Below are 26485 nucleotides of genomic sequence, written 5' to 3' on the forward strand. Positions count from 1 at the left end.
CCACGTTAAGAAGGGGCCCCTGCTCTACCGGAGGCGTTAAGCGGGGGCCCTTCCTTACACTCTCAGCCGGCGAGGTGGGACCAGCGGTCCTCCAACTCCTGCCACGGACCCTGGGCGGCCACCCGGCCGGACTGGAGCACCACCACGTGGTCGGCGCGGACCAGCGCCGCCCGCTTGGAGGTGGAGCCGATCACCGTCACCCCGTGCTCACGCAACGCCTGCCAGAGCGCCAGCTCGGTGGTCACGTCCAGTGCCGAGGACACGTCGTCGGCGACCAGCAGCTCGGTACGCGGCGCGAGGGCTCGGGCCAACGCCAGGCGCTGCAACTGCCCGCCGGAGAGCCGGGTGCCCTTGTGCCCGATGAGCAGCCCGAGGCCGCCGCCGGTGGCGGCCAGGTCGTGGTCGAGCTGCGCGGTCGTCACGGCCGCCGCCGCGTCCACCCGATGCCCGAGGGTGATGTTGTCGGCCACCGTCCCGGACAGCACCCGGGGCAGCTGCCCGACATAGCCCACCTGTTGCGGGCGCAGGAACATCTCCGGCTCGGTCACCGGGTCGCCGTTCCAGGTGAGCAGGCCGGTATGCGGGGCGATGCCGGCCAGGGCACGCAGCAGCGAGGACTTGCCCGAGCCGACCGGTCCGACGACCAGCACCAGTTGGCCACGGGTCACCGTCAGGTCGACGTCCCGGACGGCCACCGCGCCGTCGGTGTGCCGGACCCCGAACCCGGTCAGCTCCAACCGCCGCAGCGGATGCCGGGGCGGCACGGCCGGCGCCGGGGCGGTCCCCGCCGCGAGGTCCACTTCGGGCACGTCCTCCGAGTACGCCGGCCGGCCGGTCATCGCCGCCGTACGGTGGGTCCACACCCGGGCCGACGGCACCTGCGAGATCAGCGACGCCGTGGTCCAGGAGAACCAGCGGGCCGCCGCCAGGGTGGAGACCGCGACCAGGGTGCCGCCCGCCGACAGTCCGCCGGTGAGCAGCAGCGCCCAGGCGCCGATCGGCAGCAGGCCACTGACCACCGACGGGGTGGAGCGCGACCACACCTGCGCCACGATCTCCCGCCGCTGGCGATCGCTGCGCACCCGGTCGAGATCGGCGAGGTGGGTCAGCACCGGGCGGGTCGCGCCAGCCAGCTTGACGGTGCGGGCGGCCGACAGCGCGGAGACCAGCGCGGTGGCGAACGCGGCGCGGGCGGTGACGGTGGCCCGTGCCGCGCGCTCCAGCCGGGGCCCGAACAACGTGGCCACCAGACCGGACACCACCATCGTGCCGCCGAAGAACAGCGCCGGGACGATGCTGCCGGTGATCGCGGTCATCGCCGCCGCGAGCACGATCGCCGCCACCTGGTCCATCACGTTGTCGGCGAGCTGCACGACCCGTTCGGTGTCGCCGCCCTGAGCCACCACCTCGGCCGGGGTGTACCGGCCCACCCGGCGCGGACCGGTCTGCCCGTGCACCAGGCGCAGGCTGATCCGCAGCATCTGCCGCACCCACCACTGCGGGAACCACAGGTTGGTGTACCAGGGCGCCGGCAGGGTGACGAGCAGCCCGGCGACGATCCCGAACGCCGGCAGCCACGGCTCACCGGCACCGTCGACCAGGTCGGCCCACAGCCAGGGCAGCAGCGGTCCGTCCAGCCCGACCAGCACCATCAGCAGGAAGAACACGAGGGCGGCCAGCCCGTACCGTGGGTCGTTGCGGAACAGCCGGAGGATCTCCCACAGCGTCCGCGCGAGCGTCGCGGTCGGCGGGGCCGCGTCGGCGGCGCGCCCGGCCGGCCCGGTCTCCGCCGCCACGGCCTCCGCCACCGGCCCGACCGGCGCCGGCTCGCGCTCCGCCGAAGGCGGCTCGGGTACGGGCGACGACCAGTCGTCCAGCAGGTCCACCCCGACGGCGGCGCGGGCCGGCGCACCGGCACCGGTCGCGGCCCCGGCCAGCGCGCCGGCGTGGCTGGTGGCCAGCAGCTCGGCGAAGCGCACCGAGGAGCTCAGCGGCCCGGCCTCCACCACCGCGCCGTCGGCCATCACCACCACCTCGTCGCAGTGCCGCACCGAGGAGAGGCGGTGGGCGATCACGATGCCGATCCGGTCGCGCAGCAGCCGCTCGGTGGCCGCCTGCACGCGCGTCTCGGTCACCGGGTCGAGCCGGGCGGTCGCCTCGTCCAGGATCACCACGTGCGGATCCCGCACCAGGATCCGGGCGAACGCGACGAGCTGCTCCTGCCCGGCGGACAGCGTGTGGCCGCCCTCGCCGAGCCGGGTGCGCAGCCCGTCGGGCAACTCACCCACCCAGCCGGTCAGACCCAGTTCGTCGAGCGCCCGGGCGGCCCGGTCGAGCAGGTCCGGGTCGAACAGGGCGACGTTCTCGGCGAGCGTGCCGGCCAGGATCTCGGTGCGCTGGGGCACCACCGCCACCCAGCGGCGCAGCTCCTCCACGTCCAGGTCGAGCAGGTCACGGCCGCCGAGGAACACCGATCCCCGCGGCACCTCGACCGCCCGGGTGAGCACCTTGGTCAGCGTCGACTTGCCCGACCCGGTGCGCCCCACCAGCGCGTACGACAGGCCGCGCCGGAACGTCAGGTCGACGTCGCGCAGCGCGGGCTGCCGGCCGCCGTCGGTGCTCGGGTAGCGGAACGTCAGGTCCCGCACCACCAGGTCGCCGTCGGTGGGCGCGACGCCGCCGGTGGGCTCCTGCGGGGAGTCCTGGAGCAGTTGCACCCGGCCCCAGGCGCCCAGCGCGTACTGCAGTTCGGGGATCATCCGGCTCACGTTCTCGACGGTCGCGCCGAACGCCACCGCGAGCAACCACACCGCGGTCAGCCGGGCGCCGTCGACCCGGCCGGCGGCCAGCGCCCAGGCGCCGCCGAGCACGACCGCCGCGATGCCGCAGCGGTTGACCGCGCCGGCGACGGTGGTCACCTGCGCCGTCATCCGCCACACCACCAGGCCGCGGGTGAGCACGGCCGAGGCACGGCGGGCGTAGAGGCGTAGCACGTACGGGCGGGCCAGGCTGGTGCGGACGTCGTCCTGGCCGTGGATCGCCTCCTCCATCACCGCCGCCAGGTCCGACCAGGCCTCCTCCTCGGCCATCCGGGCCGGGACGATGCGGGCGGTGGGTTTGCGCAGGATGAGCACGAGGGTGACGGAGAGCACCAGCATCGCGACGCCCGCCGGCCACCACACGGCGAGGGCCACGAACGTGGACAGCACGCCCACCGCCAGCAACTGCGCGATGCGTGCGCCCTGGGCGCGGACCGCGGACGCCACCTGGTAGACGTCGCCGTCGATCCGGTCGAGCAGTTCACCGACCGGGGTGGTCTCCAGCGTCGGCAGGTCCTGCCCGAACGCGACCCGGCACAGCCGGCGGCGGACGTCGGCGGACCAGTCGGCGGTCACCCCCGCCATCACCAGGCCGACCACCAGGTCGCTGGCCACGGCGAAGACCAGCGCGACGGCGAGCAGCGTGAAGAACCCCGTCGACCGGTGCACCAGCACCGGACCGGCCAGCGCCGCCGCGGCCGCCTGCCCGCCGGCAGTGAGCAGGATCAGGCAGGCCACCAGGGTCATCCGACGTGGCGAGGTGGCCCACATGTCACGGAGCAGGCGCACGGTGGACCCCTTAACGGCACGGCGGTGGCGGAACAACCAGCGTCGCGCGTGCCACCCCGCCGCTCAACGCATTTACCCGTCGATGCCCCGGGCGCGACTCAGAACAGGACGGTGGCCAGGGTGCCGACCGGCCGGAAGCCGCAGCGCTCGTAGACGCGGCGGGCCGGCTGGTTGAAGTCGTTGACGTAGAGGCTGACCGTCGGGGCGACCCGCCGCAGCGCGTCGCGCACCACGGCCGCCATCGCCGCGGTCGCGATCCCCCGGCCACGCCACTCGGGGGCCACCCACACGCCCTGCACCTGGGCGGTCCGCCGGGTCACCACCGCCAGCTCCGCCTTGAACACGACCTGACCGTCGACGAACCGGGCGTACGCCCGGCCCGCCCGGACCAGGTCGGTGACCCGCCGCCGGTAGCTGCGCCCGCCGTCCTCGGCCAGCGGCGACACCCCGACCTCCTCGGTGTACATCGCCACGGCCGCCGGGAAGAGGCGCTCGATGTCGCTCCCGCGGACCCGACGTACCTGCGGGTCGGCCGGGACGGCGGGCGGCGCGTCCGTGGCCAGCAGGGGCTGGTTGGGGCGTACGTCCCGAGCCGGCCCCCACGTGCAGGAGAGTCGGTCCCAGAGCCCGAGCACGGCGTCGGCCCGACCCACGATCGACGAGCAGAGCCGCTCCTCGCCGGCGAGCAGGTCGGCGAAGGCGGCGACGGCGGCGTCCGAGGCGAGCACCGGTGTGAGGTTGCCACCGAGCCAGCAGAGTGACTCCAGGTTGCGCCGGGAGCCGTAGCCCAGGACCCGGCCCTCGGCACGCCACCAGGCGAGGCCGCGCGCGGCGATCCGCTCGGCGACCTGCGCACCCGCGTACGGGTCGAGGTCGAGCAGTCGCTCGACCGCACGGCGCTCCGACTCCCCCAGTTGCCGTACCGGCAGCGTCAGCACGCCTACCAGCCTGCCAGATCCGCCCGGGACCGCGTGGGCCGAGTGACGAGCTGGTCCGGCCCGGGTGCTCTGTCCCGGATGCGGCCTCGCACACGGAAAGAGTGGCTATTCAGCGCGCGATAGCCACTCTTTCCGGGAAGCTGCGTGATCTGGGTGCGGCGGGTCAGTGCACCGTCACGGTGGGGCCGGGGAGCATGTCGCGCAGCTCGTCGGGGAGGTCGGCGCCCATCTCGTCGGCGATCCGCAGCGCCTCCTGGATCAGCGTCTCCACGATCTGCGCCTCGGGGACGGTCTTGACGACCTGGCCCTTGACGAAGATCTGGCCCTTGCCGTTGCCGGACGCGACGCCGAGGTCGGCCTCCCGAGCCTCGCCCGGACCGTTCACGACGCAGCCCATCACGGCGACGCGCAGCGGCACCGGGAGGCCCTCCAGGCCGGCGGTGACCTCCTCGGCGAGCTTGTAGACGTCGACCTGGGCCCGGCCGCAGGACGGGCAGGAGACGATCTCCAGCCCCCGCTCGCGCAGGCCCAGCGACTCCAGGATCTGGTTGCCGACCTTGATCTCCTCCACCGGCGGGGCGGAGAGGGAGACCCGGATGGTGTCGCCGATCCCCTCGGCCAGCAGCGCGCCGAACGCGACCGCCGACTTGATGGTGCCCTGGAAGGCGGGGCCGGCCTCGGTGACGCCGAGGTGCAGCGGGTAGTCGCACTGCGCGGCGAGCTGGCGGTAGGCCCGGATCATCACCACCGGGTCGTTGTGCTTCACCGAGATCTTGATGTCCCGGAAGCCGTGCTCCTCGAACAGCGAGCACTCCCACAGCGCCGACTCGACGAGCGCCTCGGCGGTCGCCTTGCCGTACTTGGCGAGCAGCCGCTTGTCCAGCGAGCCGGCGTTCACGCCGATCCGGATCGGCACGCCCGCGTCGCCGGCGGCCTTGGCGATCTCCTTGACCTTGTCGTCGAACTGCCGGATGTTGCCCGGGTTGACCCGGACCGCCGCGCAGCCGGCGTCGATCGCGGCGAAGACGTACTTCGGCTGGAAGTGGATGTCGGCGATGACCGGGATCTGGGACTTCCGGGCGATCGCCGGCAACGCCTCGACGTCGTCCTGACTGGGGACGGCGACCCGGACGATCTGGCAGCCGGACGCGGTCAGCTCGGCGATCTGCTGGAGCGTCGCGTTGACGTCGGAGGTGAGGGTCGTGGTCATGGACTGCACCGAGACCGGCGCGCCACCACCGACCGGCACCGAGCCGACCATGATCTGGCGGCTCGCCCGGCGCGGTGCGAGCGGCGGGGGCGGTACGGAGGGGATACCGAGACTGACAGCGGTCACTTCAGGCACTCACCTTGAGAAGAGCGTGATCGGGTTGACGACGTCCGCGGTGATGGTCAGCAGCGTGAACGCGCCACCGATCAGGATCACCGCGTACGTGAAGGGCATCAGCTTGAAGTAGTCGACGCGCCCCGGGTCGGGGCGGCGCAGCTTGGCGTAGAGCCAGGAGCGGGCCCGCTCGAACCAGATGATCGCGATGTGCCCCCCGTCGAGCGGCAGCAGCGGCAGCAGGTTGAACACGCCGATGAAGAAGTTCAGCGAGACGAAGAGCATGAAGAACAGCAGCCATGCCTCGTTCTCCACGGCCTCGCCGCCGAGCCGGCTGGCGCCCACGACGCTGATCGGGGTGTCGATGTCCCGCTCGCCGCCGGTGATCGCGGTCCACAGGGCCGGGACCTTCTGCGGGATGCGCTTCATCGCCTCGTAGGTGTTCACCGCCATGTCCCCGGTGAAGTCGGCGGTGGCGCCGACGGCGGCGACCGGGCCGTACTCGATCCGGGTGGGGGTGCTGGGCACCAGGCCGACGCCGAGCGCGGCGACCGGCGCGACGGCGCCCTGCGGGTCGTCCAGCGGCGGGCGCTGGGTCTGCGCGAGCACCGTGCTGGTGGTCGCCGGCTGGCCGTCGCGGACGTACGCGATCTGCGCGGTGTCGCCGGGCTTGAGCGCGCGCAAGGTGGTGAGCAGCTGGCCGTAGTTGTCCACCGGCGTGCCGTTGACCGAGGTGATCCGGTCGCCGTTGCGCAGTTGCGCCTGGGCGGCCGGGCTGGCCGGGTCGGCGTCGGTGCACGGGCGCAGCGTGTTCTCCGGGACCACGCACTCGGAGAGCTGGATGACCGCCGGCTCCTGGCGGATCGCCGCCTCGGTGCTGGGGAAGTTCGGGTTGGGCAGGCCGGCGGTGATCGCGATGATCCACAGGGCCCCGATGGCGAGCACGAAGTGGGTCACCGAGCCGGCGGACATCACGATCGTCCGCTTCCACACCGGGAACCGCCACATCGCCCGGGGTTCGTCGGCCGGGTCGACGTCGTCGTCCTGCGGGGTCATCCCGACGATCTTGCAGAAGCCGCCGAGCGGGATGCCCTTGAGCCCGTACTCCGTCTCGCCGCGCCGGAACGACCAGAGGGTCGGCCCGAAGCCGACGAAGTAGCGGGTGACCTTCATGCCGAAGGCCTTGGCGGTGACCATGTGCCCGGCCTCGTGCAGGCTCACCGAGATGAGGATCGCGAGGGCGAAGAGGACCACCCCGAGCAGGTACGACATCAAGCTCCTTCCACCGAACCCGCGATGATCTCCTGCGCGTGCGCGCGCGCCCACGACTCCGCCGCGAGCACGTCCTCGACGGTACCTGGTTCGGCGAAGTCGGGAGCGTCCTCCAGCACGCGCTGGAGGGTGTCGACGATGCCCAGGAAGGGCAGTCGCCCGGCGACGAAGGCCGCCACGCACTCCTCGTTGGCCGCGTTGTAGATCGCCGGCCGGCACCGGCCCGCCTCGCCGGCCGCCTTGGCCAGCGCCACGGCCGGGAACGCCACGTCGTCCAGCGGCGCGAACTCCCAGGTGTGCGCCGTCGTCCAGTCCACCGCCGTGGCGGCCCCGGCGACCCGGTCCGGCCAGCCGATGCCGAGCGCGATGGGCAGCCGCATGTCCGGCAGGCTGGCCTGGGCGATGGTGGATCCGTCGACGAACTCGACCATCGAGTGGATCACCGACTGCGGGTGCACCATCACGGTGATGTCGGAGTACGGCACGTCGAACAGCTCGTGCGCCTCGATCACCTCCAGCGCCTTGTTGACCATGGTCGCCGAGTTGATCGTGACGACCGGGCCCATGTTCCAGGTCGGGTGCGCCAGCGCCTGCTCCGGTGTGACCCGGGTCAACTCGTCGCGCCGCTTGCCCCGGAAGGGGCCGCCGCTGGCGGTGACGACCAGCCTCCGCACCTCGCCCCGGGAGCCGGAGCGCAGGCACTGGGCGAGCGCCGAGTGCTCCGAGTCGACCGGGACGATCTGCCCCGGCCGCGTGACGGCGGCCTTGACCAGCGGGCCGCCGGCGACCAGCGACTCCTTGTTGGCCAGCGCGAGCGTACGACCGGCGCGCAGCGCGGCCAGCGTCGGCGCGAGCCCGAGCGACCCGACCACCCCGTTGAGGACGACGTCACCGGGCCACTGCGCCAGCTCGGTCATCGCGTCCGGGCCGGCCACGATCTTGGGAAGCTTGAAGTCGCCGGTGGCCCAGCCGCGCCGGCTCGCCTCCGCGTAGAACGCGAGCTGAAGGTCCTGGGCGGCGGACGCCTTGGCCACTCCGACCGCGTCGACGCCCAGTTCGAGGGCCTGCGCCGCGAGCAGCTCGACGTTGCCGCCGCCCGCGCCGAGCGCGACCACCCGGAACCGGTCCGGGTTGCGCCGCACGATGTCGATGGCCTGGGTGCCGATCGAGCCGGTGGAACCGAGCAGGACGAGGTCCCGGGGAGAAGTCACGGGGCCATTCTTCCCCAGCATCGCCGAACGCCCGTCGGGAGCCTCAACTCTCCGCGTCGGCGGCCTCCGGGGCCTCCTCGTCGAGAAGGTCGGCCGGGTCGACGGAGAACGCGAAGGGCTCCGTCATGGCGAAGACGCTGCCCGCCGCCGCCGCGCTCACCGGCCGGTACTCCCCATCACTCAGCTCGAAGAGAGCGACGGTGGGCACCCGGTTGCGCAGATCCACGCGAAGGAAGAACGGCACGCCTGCGGCGGCGTACTCGCGCGGACGGTCGATAACGTCCTTGCGCCGGTTGCCCGGCGACACGATCTCACCGAGCAGAACGGCCTGCCGGATGTCGACGGCCGACCGACCACCGCCGGAGGTGCGGAGCACCGCGATGTCAGGAATGAAAAGATCCTTGCCGCAGATCATGTTGATCTCGGGGTAGACCCACAGACCCGCGCGCCGGGCAGCCCGGTGCAGGAGATAGGGAAGTTCACGTTCGACCGACTGATGGTCGATTCCGGCATGTGGAGTCACGATGACGCTTCCGCTCAGGACCTCAACCTTGGGGCCGTTGGTCTCCGGCAACAGGTCGAGGGCGAGCTGCGCGGTCCATGGCTCGTCGTGCCACCGCAGCACGTCGAACGACGGCTCGGTGGGCTGCGGCGCCGGCTCGGGCACGTACGCTGCCTGGGCCATCGCGGGCTCACCCCCTCAGCGGACCATCCTGCTCGTCCCAGCCTAGCCACCGCAGCCCTCAACGGGCGGCATCGCACACCGTGTCCGGCGCTACCGACCACCGGAATCGGCTCGGCATCCCTGAAGTCGGGGTGTCCGGGTCAGGTCGTCAGGCCGACATCAATGACGACGAGTGGATCATGCCCGAGAGGGCGCGTCCAGGACGAAGGTCTCCACCTCCACGCCGCCGTACCAGTCGGTGCGACGGCCCAGGTGGGTCATGCCGAGGCGGCGGCAGACCGCCATCGACGCGTCGTTGCCGGGCGCGACCACCGCGTACACCCGCGCGCCGCCGGCGGTGAACTCGCGGGCGACCACCGCGCGGGCCGCCTCGGTGGCGTAACCGTGCCTCCAGGCGTCCGGGTGCAGGTGCCAGCCGACCTCGATGTCCTCGGTGGGGGTCACGCCGTCGGCGCCCGGCAGGGGCTTGAGCAGGACGCTTCCCGCGACCACCCCGCTGTCGCGCACCTCGACCGCCCACAGGCCGTACCGGCCGGCGTACGGCGCGTGCCGCCCGTGCCACGAGGCCAGCCGCTCGGCGGCCTCGGCCGGGTCGGTCAGCCGCCCCTTGCCGCCGCCCAGCCAACGCATGACCTCGTGCCGGGAGTAGATGTCGTAGATCCGGTCCAGGTCGGCCGGCGCGTCGGTCCATTCGCGGATCACCAGGCGGTCGGTGGTGACTACGGTCATGGCGGGCGATCTTAATGCGTGGCGGGAGGCGGGAGGGGGAACTGAAGCGCGATGGGCAGCGGATGGCAGCGGACGAAGCGGATCACCAGTGCCGCGTTCCGGCCGGTACGGGGACGTGACCTGTCGCTGCACGCCGCCGCGATCACCTTCTACTCGGCGATCGCCGTGGTGCCGGTGGCGCTGCTGGCGATCTGGTTGACCGCGCTGGTCGCGGGCGCGGACCGGGTGCGCCGGCTCACCTCGTACGCCGTGGAGACGCTGCCGGACGCGATCGGCGCGCCCCGGGCGGTGGACGCGCTGGTCGAGGCCGGGGTGGGGTTGACCCCGCTGCTGGCGCTGGCGTCGCTGCTGCCGGCGTCGCTGTACGGCGAGGGGCTGCGCCGGGCGTTCGTGTCGGTTGCCGCGCAACACAGCGACGAGTCGCTGGTGGGGTGGCGGGGGCGGCTGCTGCTGCTTCCGCTGCTCGCGCCGGCCCCGGCCCTGCTCTTCTCGATCCTGCTGGCGCTGCCCACCACCACCCGGCTGGTCCGGCAGGGCGGCTGGATCGGCGCGCTCGGGGTGGTGCTGTCGTTCCTGGCGGTCTGGCTGGTGCTCACCCCGGTATTGGTCTGGGTGTTCCGGGTGGTCGGCCCGGCGTCGCCGGACTGGCTGTCGACGCTGGGTGTCGGGTCGTTCACGGCCGCGAACCTGTCCGGCTTCCTGCACGGCTTCGTGCTGTTCGCGTCGCTGCCGATCGACCTGGGGGTGCCGTTCGGCGGCTTCACCGAGATCGGGGCGGGGGTGGCGGTGCTGCTGTGGCTCTACCTGTTCCACGTGATCGTGCTGGCCGGCTACTCCGCCACCCTCGCCCTGTCCCGCTGGCGCGCCGCCCGCGCCGTCGGCACGGGCGACGCGGACGCCGGTGTTCAGCGGCGGAAGGGACCGGTCACCTCGTAGGTGATGCCGCCGGTGCCGGCGCGCTCGCCGGTGGTGCCGCGCTGCGAGGAGAAGTAGAGGCGGGTGCCGTCCGGGGAGAAGGCCGGACCGGTGATCTCCGACGACCCCTGACCGAGCAGCCGAAGGAAGGGGCTCACCACACCCGCCGGCGTGATGATATTGATTTCCATGTTGCCGCCGTCCTCGGCGACGTAGAGGTCCCCGCCGGCGGTGCCGGTGATGTTGTCCACCCCGGTCAGCGGCGCCGCGCCGGCCGGCACCAGCGAGTCGTCGTACGCCAGGTCGATCCGCTGGTTGACCGCGTCGTACGCCCACACCCGGTTGTCGCCCTTGGTGGTGAACCAGCAGGTGCCCCGGTCGTACCAGGCGCCCTCACCGCCGTTGAAGTGCTTGGCCGCGCCGACCTGCCACCGGGTGAAGATCGGGAACCCGTCCCGGTCCGGGATGTTGCGCCAGGTCACCGGGCCGGACACCTGGCTGGACGATCCGCAGAGCACCTGGAGCTGGCCGGTGCGCAGGTCGCCCCAGGTGTCCGGCACGAACCGGTAGAAACAGCCGTCGGACTCGTCCTCGGTCAGGTAGACCACCTTCCGGTCCGGGTCGCAGGCCGCCGCCTCGTGGGTGAAGCGCCCCATCCGGGTCCGCTCCTCGCCCGCGCGGCTGCCGTCCGGCCAGGTCTCGAAGACCCGCCCCAGCGGCACCTCCTCGCAGGACAGCCAGGTGCCCCACGGGGTCGCGCCGCCCGCGCAGTTGACGTTGGTGCCGCCGAGGATCCGGTACGCGGCGGCGACCGCCCCGTCCGAACGGAACCGCACCGCCGACGCGCCGCCGATCAGCGGCACCTCCGAGTTGGAGACGTAGATCCAGCCGTCGCCGGCCGGAAAGCAGGCCCCGCCGTCGGGGGCGGGATGCCACACGTACGAGGTGCCGGCGACCCGCTGGCCGGACCGGGCGATCACCCGGCTGGTGAAACCGGCGGGAAGCTGGACGGAGTTGGCGTCGGCGCCGAGCAGCTCCCCGTAGGGGCCGGGGCCGGGCTGGGCGGGGGCGGCCAGGGCGGCGCCGCCCCACAGGGTGCCGGCGAAGGCGGCGGCCCCGCCGACGGCGGTGGCGCGCAGGACGGTACGACGATCCATCGGGTTACCTCCCGGTAGGTGGTCGATGCCCCGCCGACGCTAGGCCGCTCGGGGCATCGACGAAACCCGCTATCGGGTGAACACGGGATGACGGGTCTCCGGAGCGACCGGCTCGGGTTCGGCGGTCTCCCGGATGCCGTACCGGCGGTAGACCCGACCCAGCGGTCCCGGCGCCCACCAGTTCCACCGACCGAGCAGCCGCATCGTCGCCGGCACGAGCAGCGCCCGGACCAGCGTCGCGTCCACCACGATGGCCACGATCATGCCGACACCGATCAGCTTGATGTAGGACATCGAGCCGGTGGCGAAGCCGGCCACCACGACGATGAGCAGCAGCGCGGCGGCGGTGATGATCCGGCCGGTGGCCTGGAGGCCGACGGTCACCGCGGCGGTGTTGTCGCCGGTGCGGTCCCACTCCTCGCGGACCCGGGACAGCAGGAACACCTCGTAGTCGGTGGCCAGGCCGAACAGCAGGGCCAGCATGAGGATCGGGTTGCTGGGCTCGATGAAGCCGGTCGCGGTGAAGCCGAGCAGGTCGGCGAGGTTCCCGTCCTGGAAGATCCAGACCACCACGCCGAACGACGCACCGATCGAGATCACGTTCATCAGCACCGCCTTGACCGGCAGCACCACCGAACCGAACGCGAGGAACAGCAGTACGAACGTCGCGGCGGCCATCAGCAGGGCCATCCAGGGCAGCCGGTCGCCGAGGCTGTCCAGCAGGTCCCGGTCGGCGGCCGGCCGGCCGCCGACGAGCACCTCCGCCCCGTCGGGGGCGGGCAGCGCGCGCACCTCGCGGACGATGTCCTGGGCCACGTCGCCGGTCGGCTCGCCCGGATAGCCCACCGTCAGCAGCGTCGAGGCGTCGCGGTTGGCCACCACCCGCACGTCGGTGACGCCCGGGACCGTGGCGATCCGGTCGGCGAACGCCTGGGCCCGCGTCGGGTCGGCGCCGGACACCAGCACGTCGATCGGGGCGACCGTGCCGCCGGGGAACTCCTCGGCGATCCGCTCGGAGACCACCCGGGGCGCGGCGTCCGCCGGCAGCACCCGCTCGTCGAAGCCGCCGAACTCCATCCGCAACGATGGCACCGCCAGCAGCCCGAGCAGCACGACCACCCCGACCAGGTAGCGCACCGGACGCCGCATCACGCTCCGCGCGATCCGGGCCCAGGCGCCGCCGGACTCCGCGGCCGCCGGCCGCCCACCCCGCGTCCCACGCCGCCACGGCATCGGTACGCGGACCGCGTCGATCCTCCTGCCGAGCACCGCGAGCAGGGCCGGCAACACGGTGAGCGCCGCGAGCATCGCGACCAGGACGGCGGCCATCCCGCCCAGGCCCATCGAGCGAAGGAACGCCTGCGGGAAGATCAGCAGGCTGCCCAGGGCGAGCGCGATGGTGAGGCCGGAGACCAGGACGGTGCGGCCGGCGGTGGCCATGGTCCGGCTGATGGCGGCAGCCGTGTCGTGGCCGGCTGCCAACTCCTCCCGGAAGCGGCTGACCACGAACAGCGCGTAGTCCACGGCCATGCCCAGACCGATCAGGGTGATGATGTTGATCGCGAAGATCGACACATCGGTGAACAGGTTGACCAGCCGGACGGCGACGAACGCGCCGAGGATGGCCAGCCCGCCGACCAGCAGCGGGGTCACCGCCGCCACCAGCCCACCGAAGATCAGCACCAGCAGCACCAGGAGCACCGGCATGGAGAGGATCTCGGCGCGGGTGATGTCCTCGGTGGTGCGGGTGTTCGCGTCGTGCAGGAAGGGCACCGTGCCGCCGACCTCGGTCCGCAGGCCGGGCGCGTCGAAGGCCGGGCGCAGCGCCTCGTACGCCTCGGTCTTGCCGTCCTCGTCGGAGGCGCGGAGCTGGACCGCCGCATAGGTGGCCCGGCGGTCGGTCGAGACCAGGCCGGGGGCCTGCGTGTCGTACCAGGTGACGACGCTGGTCACCTCGGCCCGCGCGCGGAGCCGGTCGACGGTCGCGGCAACCGGGTCCCGGAAGGCCGGCTGGTCCACGGTCGTCGCGTCGCTGGACCAGAGCACGACCAGGTCCGCGCCCTGCGGTCCCAACTCGGCGGTGATCCGCTCGGCGGCGCGGCTGGACTGGCTCGCCGGATCGTCGAAGCCTCCGCCGGTCAGCTGACCGAAGACTCCGGCCCCCCAGGTCGCTCCGATCGTGACCAGCACCAGGGCGGCGGCCAGGACCGCCCACCGCAGCCGCACCACCACCCGTCCCCACCAGGCGAACATTCGCTTCCCCCTCCACCGGCCGTTAAGCTGTAACTATTGCTCATTTGAGTGAACGCCGTTAACTATCGCAACGGCGTTTGCTTCAGTCAAGGGGGTTCACCGGATGACCGCACCGTCCCGCCGGGAGCGCCTGCGTACGACGACCGTCGCCGAGATCAAGAGCGGCGCGCGTCGGCTGCTGGTGGACGGCGGCGTGGAGGCGGTCTCTCTGCGGGCCATCGCCCGGGACATGGGCATGACCGCGCCGGCCATCTACCGGTACTTCCCCAGCCTGGAAGCTCTGGTCGGGGCGCTGGCCGGCGACCTGTACGAGGAGTCGACCGCGCTCCTGGAGGCCGCCCGGGACGGCGCCGGCGAAGACGAGGTGGCCCAACTGCTGGCCATGGCACGCGCCTTCCGTGCCTGGTCGGTGGCACATCCCGCGGAGTTCGGGCTGATCTTCGGCGCGCCGACGCCCAGTGCGACGACCTTCTTCGACACCTGCGCCGACGCCGACCACCCGGGCGCCCGCTTCGGCGCGGTCTTCGTGCAGCCGCTGGTGGAGCTGTGGCACCGCTCGCCCTTTCCCACTCCGCCGCCGGAACTACTCCGCCGGCACTTCGAGGGCCGGCTCGAACCGCTTCGCCAGAGCCACGGCGAGATCCCGGTCGAGGTCGCCTGGGCCTTCCTGTCCGGCTGGACCCGCCTCTACGGCCTCGTCGCGATGGAGGTCTTCGACCAGGTCAGCTGGGCGATAACCGAGCCCGAGCACCTCTTCGAACTGGAACTGACCACCTTCGCCACCCAACTCACCCCCCACCGACCCTGAATCCCACCGCGTCCACCGGGTGGGGTGACCTGGGGACGGGGAGGGGTTAGGTTCTGCGGCATGGGTGAGCAACTGCCGGAGCGGGTGGACGTGGTCGTTGTCGGTGCGGGGCACAACGGACTGGTGTCCGCGATCCTGCTCGCCCGCGCGGGACTCGACGTGCTGGTGCTGGAGGCCGCCGAGGTGATCGGCGGCGCGACCCGGACCGAGAACCCGTTCCCGAAGGTGCCCCGGCTGCGCCACTCCACCGGCTCGTACCTGCTCGGCCTGATGCCGCCGGAACTGCTCGCCACGCTCGACGTGACGATCCCCGTGCTGCGCCGGGACCCGCACTACTTCCTGCCCACCCCGGGCGGCCTCGGCTCGCCGTACCTGCTGATGGGCAGCGACCAGGCCGCGACCCGGCGGCAGCTCACCGAGTTCTTCTCCCCCGCCGACGTGGCCGCCGACGACGCGCTCCAGGCCGAACTGGCCGCGCTGCGCGCGGACCTGGCGCCGGCCTGGCTGGCCGAGCCGCTGCCGGTGGAGGAGACCGCCGAGCGGTACGTCCGGCCGGCGCTGCGACAGGTCTTCGTCGACCTGGTCCGCGGCTCGGTCGCCGACCACCTGGCCCGGTTCGACTTCCGCTCGGAGCTGCTGGTCAGCATGTACGCGGTCACCGACGGGCTGTCCGGTCTCCACGCCGGCCCGGACGACCCCGGCACCGGGCACAACTTCCTGGTGCACAACATGTGCCGGCTACCCGGGGCGGACGGCACCTGGATGATCGCCGAGGGCGGCATGGGCACCGTCTCGCGCACCTTCGCCGACGCCGCCCGCGCGGCCGGCGCGCGAATCCTCACCGGCACACCCGTCGCGGCGGTCACCCTGGACGGCGGGGCCGCCTCCGGCGTGGTGCTCGCCGACGGACGGGAGGTCGGCACGCGGGTGGTACTCGGGGCGTGCGACCCGTACCGGCTGATGGACCTGCTGCCCGACGGCGCGCTCCCGGCGCCCCTGACCGAGCGGATGGCGGCGGTCCGCCGGCCCGGCACCACGCTCAAGCTCAACCTGGCGCTGACCGGCCTGCCCCGGTTCTCCTGCCTGCCCGCGGACGCGCCGAGCCCGTTCGGCTCCACCATCCACCTGCTGCCCGGCTCGGCGTCGCTGTTCGGTACGGGCGGCGGGTCGCCGATGGCGGCGCTGCGGGCGATGTGGGCCGACGTGCGGGCCGGACGGCTGCCGGAGGAGCCGACGATCGAGTGGTACCTGCACACCACCGTCGACCCGTCCCTGTCCGACGACGCCGGGCACCACTCGTCGGCGCTGTTCGTGCAGTCCGTCCCGTACGCCCCGGCCGGCACCACCTGGGACGAGGCGCTGCCCGGGTACGTGGCGAAGCTGATCGCCATCTGCGAGCGGTACGCGCCCGGCACCGGCGACCTGATCGCCGACGCGGTGCCGCTTCCCCCGCCCGGCATCGAGGCCCACTTCGGCATCACCGGCGGGCACATCCACCACGTCGACAACACCGTCGCGTTCACCGACCGGATGCCGTACGCGACCGGCGTCGACGGCGTGTACGCGGGCAGCGCCGGCTGCCACCCGGCGGGCAGCGTGATCGGCGCCGCCGGCCACAACGCCGCCCGCCGCGTCCTGGCCGACCTCAGCGGGTAAGGAAGGGCCCCCTGTTAACGCCTCGTGTAGAGGAAGGGTCCCTTCCTAACACCCGGGACCGGGCGCCGACACCCGGGACCGGGCGCCGACAGCCGGGACCGCGCGGCGGGCGTCAGCTCAGGGCTTCGCCGGCCGGCGCGGGTGTCTCCGCGTCCACCCGGTGCGCTCGTACCTTGTGCCCGACGCTGGTCAGGCAACGGCCGCTGGGCAGGTCGAACCGCCAGCCGTGCAGCTGGCAGGTGAGCTGGTCGCCGTCGACGATGCCGAAGCGGCTCAGGTCGGCCTTCAGGTGCGGACAGCGGCGCTGCACCACCCAGTCGCCGAGGGTGATGTCCTCGGCGTCGACGGCCCGCTCGTGCTCGTCGTACCAGCCCTCGGCGTACTGGAGACGCTCGGTGGACAGGCACTTGAAGAAGGCGTAGACGAACTCGTTGTACTGCCCGATGCGGGCGGCCGAGAAGCGGCAGGACAGGAAGAGCGAGTTGACCCAGTCCACCTCGTCGATGTGCAGCAGGTGCTCGACCAGCGCCCGCTCGGTGCGGAAGCGGTAGCGGACCTTCTCGTCGGCGTACGGCCGGACCTCCTTGCCCGGGAAGTCCACCACGATCGACTCGACGCTGTCGCCGTCGTAGCCCACCAGGTCGAAGCGGACCGGCCCACCGACGCCCTTGGCGAGGTAGATCGACTCGTCCAGCAGCGGCTCGATCCGGCTCTTCATTCCGGCCAGGACGTCGATCTCCGGGTGTCGCCAGGACGCCTTCTCGGCCTCGATGACGCCGCGCTTGCGCTCCCGCATCTCCTCCAGGTGCGCGACCTTGTTCGCGAAGAACTCCTCCACCGGCACCGGGTGGGTGGTGGTCGCGCCCTCGGTGGTGACCTCGGCGACGCTGCCCGGCAGCAGCACGATGCCGTTGGTGCCGCCGACCTTGGCGTACTCGGACAGGAACACCGACTGGTCGGGGAAGATGTTGCCCTCGTCGCCGTGGATGTCGTTGAACTGCCACAGCGCGTCGTCCAGGAAGCAGGGCGGGCCGGCGATCGGGAAGACGTGGTCGGCCTTCAGGTCGTCGATGTAGCGCCAGGTGCGGTCGAACTGCCGGTCCCGCTTCTGCTTGCCGAACGCGGTCTTCGCCGCCTGCGGCAGCTCGTAGACCATCGGGTACCAGATCGCGCCGGAGAACTGGAGCAGGTGCGCGTGCACGTGGCCCAGCTCGGCGAAGACGGTCAGGTCGGTGGGCCGGGCGTCGTTCTGGTTGAGCAGGCGGACACCCTCGTACTCCACCCACAGCGACGAGTCGCCGATCGGGCCGTCGGTCGGGCTGGTCAGCGCCTGGATCATGATCTTCAGGCCGCCGGGCAGCTCCACGACCTGCTCGTTCGGAGCCTTAAGGAACTTCGCGAAGCCCAGCGCCCGCAGCTCGTCCTCCATCTCCGAGGTGGGGAACTCGGGCAGCAGGACGGTCGCGTCCTTGGAGACGTGGTCGCGCAGGTGCTTCGCGTCGAAATGGTCCCGGTGCAGGTGCGACACGTACAGGTAGTCGACCTGGCCGAGGCTCGCCCAGTCCAGCAGCGAATTGTCGGGGAACGGGAACCACGACGCGAAGTAGGCCGGATTGACCCACGGGTCGCACAGGATGCTGCCCGCGGCCGTGTCGATCCGCATGCTGGCGTGCCCCGTACCGGTCACTCGCACCGCAGTTCCCCCTCAAGAAGACAAACAAGGTGTACGTCAGAACGCTACCGGAGCCACTCTGGCCGCCACCCCGCGACGCCGGTAGTGCCGCCCGCCCCGGCCCGAACCGGGTCCTTCGGCCCGGGGCCGCCGACCGTGGCCGTACGTCGGGGGCTCTCGGTCGTCGCGGTGCACACCGGGCGGGTGCCCCTGGTCGGCCGGCACGCGTACGGCGGGTGCGACGGCTCCCGGCAGGGCCGACCCACCGCCGGGCCCGGCACGGGGCGTGCCAGACTATCCGGAGATCCGATCGCGAGGGAAGGACCGACAGTGGCAGGAAGCGAGCCGGTAACGTCGCCGGACCAGCACAAGCCGGGGCACCGCAAGTCCGGCCGGATCGGCGCGGTCGTCGTCGCGCTGGCGCTGCTGGCGATGCTCTGCGGCAACCACGAGGGCAGGGTCGAGGACATCTGGCTGGTGGGCCTCGCCGTGCTGCTGCTGGTCATCGTCATCGGCGACACGGTGCTGCGCCGCAACGGCCTGCGGTCGTAGGTCGCGCCGGCACCGGACACCGACACGTACGAGGGCCCGCCCCCACCCGGGGAGCGGGCCCTCGACGTACCCGGTCAGCGGCCGAGCAGGATGTCCTGCACGTCCTTGAGCGCGGCGTCCACCTCGGCCTCGAAGTAACCGCCCTGCACCAGCCCGAAGCGCAGCGTGTCGAGGTCCCGCGGGTTCACCGGCATCTGGTTGCGCCCCTGCATGCCGCCGAGCAGGGTCTCGAAGAACCGGTCGACCTGGTCCGGGTCGTACCCGCTGCCGAACCGACGGACCTGGAAGCTGCGCCGGATCTGGTCGACCCGGTAGAGGTCGCTGCCGGGCGGGCCGGCCATCGGCGGACCGGCCACCGCCGGCGGGCCGGCGACGGCGGGCGGGCCGGGCATGCCGGGGCCGCCGAAGCCCTGTGGCGCGGGCAGCGCCGGCGGGCCGCCATGACCACGGCCGCGCAGTTCCCGCTCGGGCATCCGGATCTCGGCGGTCATGTCGGTGCGACCGTGCCGGCCGGCCTCGAAACCGTCGAAGCGCCCCTCCTGGCCGTAACCACCGGGGCCGTCCTGGCCGTAACCACCGCCGGGCCCGTCCTGGCCGTAGCCGCCGCCGGGCCCGTCCTGGCCGTAGCCGCCCGGGCCGGCGGGCAGGCCCCGCTGCGGACCGCCGTGCCCCACCGGGCCGCCCGGAGGTGTCGGTACGCCGGGACCCCCCGGACCACGGGACTGCTCGAAGCCCCGGGGGGCGTCGTAGCCACCGGCGAACGCGCCGGTCGGCTCGTCGTACCGGCCGTAGCGGTCGGCGGGCGGGCCGGCCTGCGCCGGCATCGCCCGGGGTGGCATCGGCGGCTGCGGAACCGGCGACATGCCACGGTCGTCGCGCATCGGTGGGCCCATCCGGTCGGGCGGTCCCATCCGGTCCGGCGGGCCGAGTCGGTCGGCGAGCCGGGGGTCGGCGGGTCGCCCGGCCCCCCGCTCCTCCAGCTCGGCGAGCTGCCGCTCCACCCGGTCCAGGTGCAGGTCGACCTGCCACTCGTCATAGCCGTTGAAACGGACCCGGAAGACGACGTCGTGGACCTCCTGGGAGGCCACGGGCGCGCCGACCGGCTGGCCGGCGAGGGTGGCCTCGACCCGGTCCAGGAAGGCGTCCACCTCGTCGACCTTGTATCCCCGGCGAAGCGCCTTACGCCGGAAACGCTGACCCTGACTCGCCACTATGTCTCCTGGATTCGTTCGCTACGCCCGGTCACGGTGTCTCCCCGGCCCCAACGGTGTCGCTGTCCTCGGCGGCGGCGAGTTGTCCACACGCTCCGTCGATCTCGCGTCCCCGGGTGTCCCGCACGGTGGTGGACACTCCGGCGTCGCGCAACCGCCGGACGAACTCCCGCTCCACCGGCTTCGGGCTCGCGTCCCAGCGGCTGCCCGGCGTCGGGTTGAGCGGGATCAGGTTCACGTGGGCCAACTTGCCGGCCAGCAGCCGCCCGAGCAGATCGGCTCTCCACGGCTGGTCGTTCACGTCCTTGATCATCGCGTACTCGATCGACACGCGACGTCCCGTCCGACCTGCGTAGTCCCACGCCGCGTCCAGCACCTCGGAAACCTTCCAGCGCTGGTTGACCGGCACGAGTTCGTCGCGCAGCTCATCATCGGGGGCGTGCAACGACAGCGCAAGAGTCACGGAGAGGTCTTCGCTGGCCAGTCGGCGGATGGCCGGAACCAGGCCGACCGTGGAGACGGTGATGTGCCGCTGCGACAGCCCGAGCCCCTCGGGCGCGGGCGAGACCAGCCGGCGGATCGCGGCGAGCACCCGGTTGTAGTTGGCCAGCGGCTCGCCCATGCCCATGAAGACGACGTGCGACAGTCGGGGCGGCGAGCCGGCGACCGCACCGGAGGCGGCCACCCCGGCCAGGTAGACGGCCTGGTCGACGATCTCGGCGGTGGACAGGTTGCGGGTCAGCCCGGCCTGGCCGGTGGCGCAGAACGGGCAGGCCATGCCGCAGCCGGCCTGGCTGGAGATGCAGACGGTCACCCGGTCCGGGTAGCCCATCAGCACGCTTTCCACCAACGAGCCGTCGTGCAACCGCCAGAGCGCCTTGCGGGTCGCGCCGTCGTCGCAGGCCAGCTCCCGTACCGGCGTCAACAGCCGGGGCAGCAGCCGGTCGGCGAGCTTCGCACGGGTCGCCGCCGGCAGGTCGGTCATCTGCTCCGGGTCACGGACCAGCCGCCCGAAGTAGTGGGTGGAGAGCTGCTTGGCGCGGAACGCCGGCTCCCCCAGCTCGCTCACCAGGGCCCGGCGGCCGGCGAGGTCGAGGTCGGCGAGGTGCTGCGGCGGCATCGCGGCGCGGCGGGATCCGGTGGCGTCCGGGTCGACAGGGATCAGGGGAAGGCTCGTCATGGCGCGTCCAGTCTGTCACGCCGATCGGCGGGCGCACCCGTCCGGAGGTGCCGAATCGTCCCCCAGCCCCCGACCGGCACCACATCCGGAGCGTGATTCACACCTCACCCCGCCACCGGGACGTAGACCGCCAGCAGCAGGTAGGCGGTGGGCACCGCGAAGAGGATCGAGTCCAGCCGATCCATCAGGCCGCCGTGCCCGGGGAGCAGGTTGCTCATGTCCTTTATGCCGAGGTCCCGCTTCATCATCGACTCGGCCAGGTCGCCGAGGACCGCCGCGCAGGACACCGCCACCCCGAACAGGGCGCCCCACCAGGGGGCCACGTCGAACAGCAGCCACAGCAGGACGGCACTGCCCAGCGCCGCCGCGCCGACCGACCCGGCGAAGCCCTCCCAGGACTTCTTCGGGCTGATCCTCGGCGCCATCGGGCGCTTGCCGAACCGGACCCCGGCCGCGTATCCACCGGTGTCGGAGAGCACCACCGCCAGCACGGTGACCAGCACCCGCAGCGGACCGTCGTCCGGCGCCGCCGCGAGCAGCGCGGCGAACCCGGCGAGGAACGGCACGTAGACGGTGATCACCGTCGCCGCGACGAGATCCCGGGCCAGGCCGGCCGTGCCGTCGCCCAGCCGCCAGACCAGCGTCCCCAGCAGGGTGACCGCCAGACCGAGGGTCAGCGCGTCGAGACCGGCGAATCCCGCGAGCCCGACGGTGAGGACGCCGCCCGCGACGAGCGGTACCAGCGGCGGGTGGGCGTCGGCCCGGCGTACCGCCCGGACCATCTCCCAGATGCCCACCCCCACCGCGGCGGCCAGCACCAGCAGGAAGGCCGGCGGGTAGAGCGCGAGCGGGACCACGATGAGGGCACCGAGCAGGAGGCCGACCCCGATCGCGGCCGGCAGGTTGCGGCCGGCCCGGCTCGGTGCGGGTTGACCGGTCACCGGGCGTCCCGCGCCGGCCCGGCGCCGGCCACGCTGCCGCCGGCCGGTCGGGGGCGCGATCTCCGCGGCCTCCGGACCCGGGTCGCGGACCGCCTCGAACTGCGCCGTGGGCTGGTCGGGGTCCGCCGGACCGTCGGACCGGCCGTTCGGACCGGCCGGGAAGCCGGCGTACGCGGGTGCCCCGGCGTCGTCCCGCCGCCCACCGTCGGGCGGGTTCCCGTCGTCGGGCCACCGACCCGGGTCGCCCGGGTCGTTGCCGTTCCCGTGGTGCGGGGTGCCGCCCTCGGGGTCGAGCCGGGTGCGGGTGCGCGGTTCGACGTGCCTGTCAGGGGCGAGGCCCGGACGCCGGGCCCAGGGTGCCGGCTCGATCTGGGGCTCCGGCCAGGGCAGGGCGGGACCGGGCGCGGGCCGGTCCGGACGCTCCCGGCCACGGGGTTCGGCGCTGCCGTACGGGTCGAGGTGGGACATCACGCACCGGGCGCGCACGGCGCGAGGCGGACCACATGACGCACAACCACAACCATCCCCTACCCGAGCGAGCGTTCCGTCCAGTTGACCGGCGCGTCGGCCGGTCGATCCCCACCGTTCACCGCAGGGTGGCCGGGAATCGTGCCGAGCCTACTGCACCCGTTGATTCGGTACCCGGGACGCCGTCCCACCCCCGGGAGCGGTCCGCCCCGTCGGAGACGACGACGGCACCGGCGCCGACCCGTACGGGTGGGTGCCGGTGCCGTCGGTCGGTGCCGGGGTTCAGACCTCCAGCAGCTCGGCTTCCTTGTGCTTGACCAGCTCGTCGACGCCGGCCACGTACTTCTGGGTCAGGTCGTCCAGGTCCTTCTCCGCGCGGCGGCCCTCGTCCTCGCCGACCTCGCCGTCCTTGACCAGGCGGTCCAGCTCCTCCTTCGCCTTGCGGCGGATGTTGCGGATGGCCACCTTGGCCTCCTCACCCTTGTGCCGAACCACCTTGATCATCTCGCGGCGGCGTTCCTCGGTCATCTGGGGGAGCAGGATGCGGAGCTGGTTGCCCTCGTTGTTCGGGTTCACGCCGAGGTCGGAGTCGCGGATCGCCTTCTCCATGGCGTTGATCTGCGAGTTGTCGTACGGCTTGATGATGACCATCCGCGGCTCGGGAACCCCGATGGACGCCATCTGCGGCAGCGGCGTGGGGCTGCCGTAGTAGTCGATGATGACTTTGGAGAACATGGCGGCGTTGGCGCGACCGGTGCGGATGGCGCCGAACTCCTCCTTGGCGTGCTCGATGGCACGCTCCATCTTTTCCTCGGCCTCGAGGAGGGTGTCGTCGATCACCGGTCTCCTCGCCTCCTTCTGTGCTCGTGGTGGGCTTGTGTGTCGCCTTTACCGCCGCGGTGGCCGGTCAGGTGGTGATCAGCGTGCCGATCTGGTCGCCACCGACGGCCCGGATGATGGTGTCGTCGCCCTGGGCGCCGAAGACCAGCATCGGCAGGCCGTTCTCCATGCAGAGGCTGAACGCGGCGGCGTCGGCCACCCGCAGGTTGCGGCGGAGCACCTCGGAGAAGGTGATCGAGTCGAACTTGCTGGCGGTCGGGTCGAGGCGGGGGTCGGCGGAATAGACGCCGTCCACTCCGTTCTTGCTCATCAGCACCACGTCGGCACGGATCTCCAGCGCACGCTGGGCGGCCACGGTGTCGGTGGAGAAGTACGGCATCCCGGCGCCCGCGCCGAAGATGACCACCCGGCCCTTCTCCAGGTGCCGGATCGCGCGCAGCGGGATGTAGGGCTCGGCGACCTGGGCCATCGTGATCGCGCTCTGCACGCGCGTCTCGATGCCCTCCTTCTCCAGGAAGTCCTGCAACGCGAGGCAGTTCATCACCGTGCCGAGCATGCCCATGTAGTCGGCGCGCGCCCGGTCCATGCCGCGCTTCTGCAACTCGGCGCCGCGGAAGAAGTTGCCACCACCGACCACCACGGAGACCTGCACACCCCGTCGCACCACGGTCGCGATCTGCCGGGCGATGGCCTGGACGACGTCCGGGTCGACCCCGATCGCGCCGCCGCCGAACACCTCACCGGAGAGCTTCAGCACCACCCGACGGGCCCGGCCGGGAGGCGGCGCCGTCGGATCGTCCGCCGCCAGACTCCGGTCACTCACAACCTGCGTCATCCGCCCCGTCCTCTCCCCTGCGCGCGCCCCGGGCGCCGCTCACCGCGAAACTGCCGTAGCAGACCCTATGTGACGGGGAGGCCGCGGTGCCTGTCACGTACACCCGCGGGCCTCCCCGTCGACGTTCTCTCCCCGGTCGTCCGCACGCCCGGGAACCGGCTCAGGCCTGGCCGACCTCGAACCGGACGAAGCGGGTGACCTCGATGCCGGCCTCGGCCAGCATCTGCTTCACCGTCTTCTTGTTGTCGGCGACCGACGACTGCTCCACCAGGACGTAGTCCTTGAAGAAGGCGTTGACCCGGCCTTCGACGATCTTCGGCAGCGCCGCCTCGGGCTTGTTCTCCTCGCGGGCGGTCTGCTCGGCGATGCGCCGCTCGGACTCGACGACCTCGGCCGGAACCTCGTCCCGGGTGAGGTACTTCGGCCGCATCGCGGCGATCTGCATGGCGGTGGCCCGGGCATCCGCGTCCCCGGCCTCATCGGTCTTGCCCGCGTACTCGACGAGGACGCCGACGGCCGGCGGCAGGTCCTGGCTCTTGCGGTGCAGGTAGACCGCGACGTTGCCGTCCAGCTTCGCGAAGCGGTTGAGGACGAGCTTCTCACCGATCTTGGCGGACTGCTCCTGGACCACGTCGGCGACGGTCTTGCCGTCCAGCTCGGTGGCGAGCAGCTCCTCGGCGTTGGTGACACCGGCCCGCTCGCCGTGCTCGACGAGCTGCTGGGCCAGCGCGATGAACGCGTCGGTCTTGGCGACGAAGTCGGTCTCGCAGTTCAGCTCGAGCAGCGCCTTGCCGGAGTGGGCGACCAGACCGTTCGCGGCGGTGCGACCGGCCCGCTTGCCGACGTCCTTGGCGCCCTTGACGCGCAGGATCTCGACGGCCTTGTCGAAGTCGCCCTCGGCCTCGGTCAGCGCCTTCTTGCAGTCCATCATGCCGGCGCCGGTCAGGTCGCGGAGCTTCTTGACGTCCGCGGCGGTGAAGTTGGACATGGCTCTCTCTTCGGTGTTGGAGACGGCGGGTGGGATGGTCCGTGGTGCCGGTTACCCGATTCCGGGCGGGATGTGCCCGGCGTACCTGCCGATCCCCGCCGTCCGGAAAACCGGGCGGCGGGGAGGCGGCGGTGCGGTCACTCCGCGGCGGCGGCCGCCGGCTGCTCGGTCTTCTGCGCCGGCTGCTCGGCGGGCTGCTCGGCCTGCTGCGCCGGCTGCTCGGTCTGCTGCGCGGGCTGCTCGTCGGCCTTCTTCGGCTCCTCCAGCAGCTCCCGCTCCCACTCGGCCAGCGGCTCGTCGGAGGCGACGCCCGGCTCCGGCTTCTCGTCGGTGCCCCGGCGGCGGCCGGAACGGGCGATCAGGCCGTCGGCGACGGCGGCGGCCACGACCCTGGTCAGCAGCTCGGCCGAGCGGATCGCGTCGTCGTTGCCCGGGATCGGGAAGTCGACCTCGTCCGGGTCGCAGTTGGTGTCGAGCACCGCGATCACCGGGATGCCCAGCTTGCGGGCCTCGTCGACGGCGATGTGCTCCTTCTTGGTGTCGACGATCCAGACCGCGGCCGGGAGCTTCTGCATGTCCCGCAGACCACCGAGGGTCTTGGTGAGCTTGATCTTCTCGCGGGAGAGCTGCAGGGTCTCCTTCTTGGTGTAACCGGCGGCGGTGCCGCTCAGGTCACCCAGGGCCTCCAGCTCCTTCATCCGCTGGAGCCGCTTGTAGACCGTCTGGAAGTTGGTCAGCATGCCACCGAGCCAGCGGTGGTTGACGTACGGCTGGCCGACCCGGGTCGCCTGCTCGGCGATGGCCTCCTGGGCCTGCTTCTTGGTGCCGACGAACAGGATGCTGCCACCCTCGGCGACGGTCCCGCGCACGAACTCGTACGCCTTCTCGATGTAGTCGAGGGTCTGGCGCAGGTCGATGATGTAGATACCGTTGCGCTCGGTGAAGATGAAGCGCTTCATCTTCGGGTTCCAGCGCCGGGTCTGGTGCCCGAAGTGGACACCGCTCTCCAGCAGCTGGCGCATGGTCACTACGGCCATGGTGGGGTACTCCTGACATCCCTGGTTGGTCACGCTCGGCCGGCGGCCGGGCGTCCTGGCGCCCGGTCGTCGGCCATGGCGGGCCCGACCAAGATCGGGACCAGGGAGGCCGTCGCCCCACGACGATTCGTGGAGAGGGCGCGCGAGGTCGACCGCACGAGGCGGTCGCCAGTCGACCAGTGTACGCCCCTCCCCGACCACCCCA

21 protein-coding genes are annotated in these 26485 nt (G+C 72.4%); 4 read left to right on the top strand and 17 right to left on the bottom strand.

Annotated features, from left to right (window positions below; genetic code table 11):
• Window positions 1-62: 62 nt before the first annotated feature.
• From D7223_RS07265 to D7223_RS07295, 7 genes are all read right to left on the bottom strand, one after another.
• A complete protein-coding gene (locus tag D7223_RS07265; RefSeq protein WP_120726338.1) occupies window positions 63-3608 on the bottom strand; it encodes an ATP-binding cassette domain-containing protein in 3546 nt (1181 codons plus the stop codon).
• Between the two features lie 98 nt (window positions 3609-3706).
• The gene (locus D7223_RS07270; RefSeq protein ID WP_120726340.1) at window positions 3707-4546 is read right to left on the bottom strand and encodes a GNAT family N-acetyltransferase; all 840 of its coding nucleotides are present in this window, start codon (window positions 4544-4546) and stop codon (window positions 3707-3709) included.
• Window positions 4547-4709: 163 nt separating this feature from the next.
• On the bottom strand, window positions 4710-5882 hold the full coding sequence (ispG, locus tag D7223_RS07275; protein ID WP_120726342.1) for a flavodoxin-dependent (E)-4-hydroxy-3-methylbut-2-enyl-diphosphate synthase: 1173 nt from the start codon (window positions 5880-5882) through the stop codon (window positions 4710-4712).
• A 9-nt stretch (window positions 5883-5891) separates the two neighbouring features.
• Window positions 5892-7142 (bottom strand): M50 family metallopeptidase, encoded by a 1251-nt coding sequence (locus D7223_RS07280; RefSeq protein ID WP_120726344.1) that lies wholly within the window; start codon window positions 7140-7142, stop codon window positions 5892-5894.
• A complete protein-coding gene (gene dxr, locus D7223_RS07285; protein WP_120726346.1) occupies window positions 7142-8353 on the bottom strand; it encodes a 1-deoxy-D-xylulose-5-phosphate reductoisomerase in 1212 nt (403 codons plus the stop codon). The genes D7223_RS07280 and dxr overlap by 1 nt, the downstream gene beginning before the upstream one ends.
• Before the next feature lie 43 nt (window positions 8354-8396).
• The gene (locus D7223_RS07290) at window positions 8397-9020 is read right to left on the bottom strand and encodes a Uma2 family endonuclease (RefSeq protein ID WP_158610835.1); all 624 of its coding nucleotides are present in this window, start codon (window positions 9018-9020) and stop codon (window positions 8397-8399) included.
• 195 nt (window positions 9021-9215) lie between these two features.
• Window positions 9216-9767: a GNAT family N-acetyltransferase gene (locus D7223_RS07295; protein ID WP_120726351.1), complete on the bottom strand. Its 552-nt coding sequence runs from the start codon at window positions 9765-9767 to the stop codon at window positions 9216-9218.
• Between the two features lie 51 nt (window positions 9768-9818).
• Between D7223_RS07295 and D7223_RS07300 the strand changes: the two genes are divergently transcribed.
• A complete protein-coding gene (locus tag D7223_RS07300; RefSeq protein WP_120726353.1) occupies window positions 9819-10703 on the top strand; it encodes a YhjD/YihY/BrkB family envelope integrity protein in 885 nt (294 codons plus the stop codon).
• Here D7223_RS07300 and D7223_RS07305 read toward each other — a convergent pair.
• Window positions 10673-11839, bottom strand: coding sequence for an alkaline phosphatase PhoX (locus tag D7223_RS07305; RefSeq protein WP_120726354.1), 1167 nt, complete (start codon window positions 11837-11839; stop codon window positions 10673-10675). The genes D7223_RS07300 and D7223_RS07305 overlap by 31 nt on opposite strands.
• A 69-nt stretch (window positions 11840-11908) precedes the next feature.
• Window positions 11909-14092 (bottom strand): MMPL family transporter, encoded by a 2184-nt coding sequence (locus D7223_RS07310; RefSeq protein ID WP_120726355.1) that lies wholly within the window; start codon window positions 14090-14092, stop codon window positions 11909-11911.
• A gap of 103 nt (window positions 14093-14195) precedes the next feature.
• Here D7223_RS07310 and D7223_RS07315 point away from each other — a divergent pair, with 103 nt between their 5' ends.
• Window positions 14196-14900: a TetR/AcrR family transcriptional regulator gene (locus D7223_RS07315; protein WP_120726356.1), complete on the top strand. Its 705-nt coding sequence runs from the start codon at window positions 14196-14198 to the stop codon at window positions 14898-14900.
• 60 nt (window positions 14901-14960) lie between these two features.
• On the top strand, window positions 14961-16556 hold the full coding sequence (locus D7223_RS07320; RefSeq protein ID WP_120726357.1) for a phytoene desaturase family protein: 1596 nt from the start codon (window positions 14961-14963) through the stop codon (window positions 16554-16556).
• Between the two features lie 112 nt (window positions 16557-16668).
• Here D7223_RS07320 and D7223_RS07325 read toward each other — a convergent pair whose 3' ends face one another.
• On the bottom strand, window positions 16669-18249 hold the full coding sequence (locus D7223_RS07325) for a Rieske 2Fe-2S domain-containing protein (protein ID WP_120726358.1): 1581 nt from the start codon (window positions 18247-18249) through the stop codon (window positions 16669-16671).
• Window positions 18250-18558: 309 nt separating this feature from the next.
• On the opposite strand from D7223_RS07325, the gene D7223_RS07330 reads away from it, so the two are divergent.
• A complete protein-coding gene (locus tag D7223_RS07330; RefSeq protein WP_120726360.1) occupies window positions 18559-18780 on the top strand; it encodes a DUF2631 domain-containing protein in 222 nt (73 codons plus the stop codon).
• Between the two features lie 74 nt (window positions 18781-18854).
• On the opposite strand, the gene D7223_RS07335 is transcribed toward D7223_RS07330, so the two are convergent.
• From D7223_RS07335 to rpsB, 7 genes are all read right to left on the bottom strand, one after another.
• Entirely contained in the window at window positions 18855-19991 is a 1137-nt protein-coding gene (locus tag D7223_RS07335; RefSeq protein ID WP_120726362.1) for a DivIVA domain-containing protein, read from the bottom strand.
• Window positions 19992-20022: 31 nt separating this feature from the next.
• The gene (gene rlmN, locus D7223_RS07340; protein WP_120726364.1) at window positions 20023-21171 is read right to left on the bottom strand and encodes a dual-specificity RNA methyltransferase RlmN; all 1149 of its coding nucleotides are present in this window, start codon (window positions 21169-21171) and stop codon (window positions 20023-20025) included.
• Window positions 21172-21275: 104 nt separating this feature from the next.
• Window positions 21276-22580 (bottom strand): phosphatidate cytidylyltransferase, encoded by a 1305-nt coding sequence (locus D7223_RS07345; RefSeq protein WP_120726366.1) that lies wholly within the window; start codon window positions 22578-22580, stop codon window positions 21276-21278.
• A gap of 282 nt (window positions 22581-22862) precedes the next feature.
• Window positions 22863-23420, bottom strand: a complete 558-nt coding sequence (frr, locus tag D7223_RS07350) for a ribosome recycling factor (RefSeq protein ID WP_120726368.1) — start codon at window positions 23418-23420, stop codon at window positions 22863-22865.
• A 67-nt stretch (window positions 23421-23487) separates the two neighbouring features.
• Window positions 23488-24255 (bottom strand): UMP kinase, encoded by a 768-nt coding sequence (pyrH, locus tag D7223_RS07355; RefSeq protein ID WP_120726370.1) that lies wholly within the window; start codon window positions 24253-24255, stop codon window positions 23488-23490.
• A gap of 160 nt (window positions 24256-24415) precedes the next feature.
• Entirely contained in the window at window positions 24416-25243 is an 828-nt protein-coding gene (gene tsf / locus D7223_RS07360; protein WP_120726372.1) for a translation elongation factor Ts, read from the bottom strand.
• A 137-nt stretch (window positions 25244-25380) separates the two neighbouring features.
• Window positions 25381-26280: a 30S ribosomal protein S2 gene (gene rpsB / locus D7223_RS07365; RefSeq protein WP_120726375.1), complete on the bottom strand. Its 900-nt coding sequence runs from the start codon at window positions 26278-26280 to the stop codon at window positions 25381-25383.
• Between the last annotated feature and the right edge of the window lie 205 nt (window positions 26281-26485).

The organism is Micromonospora endolithica (genome assembly GCF_003626595.1).
Lineage (GTDB): Bacteria > Actinomycetota > Actinomycetes > Mycobacteriales > Micromonosporaceae > Micromonospora > Micromonospora endolithica.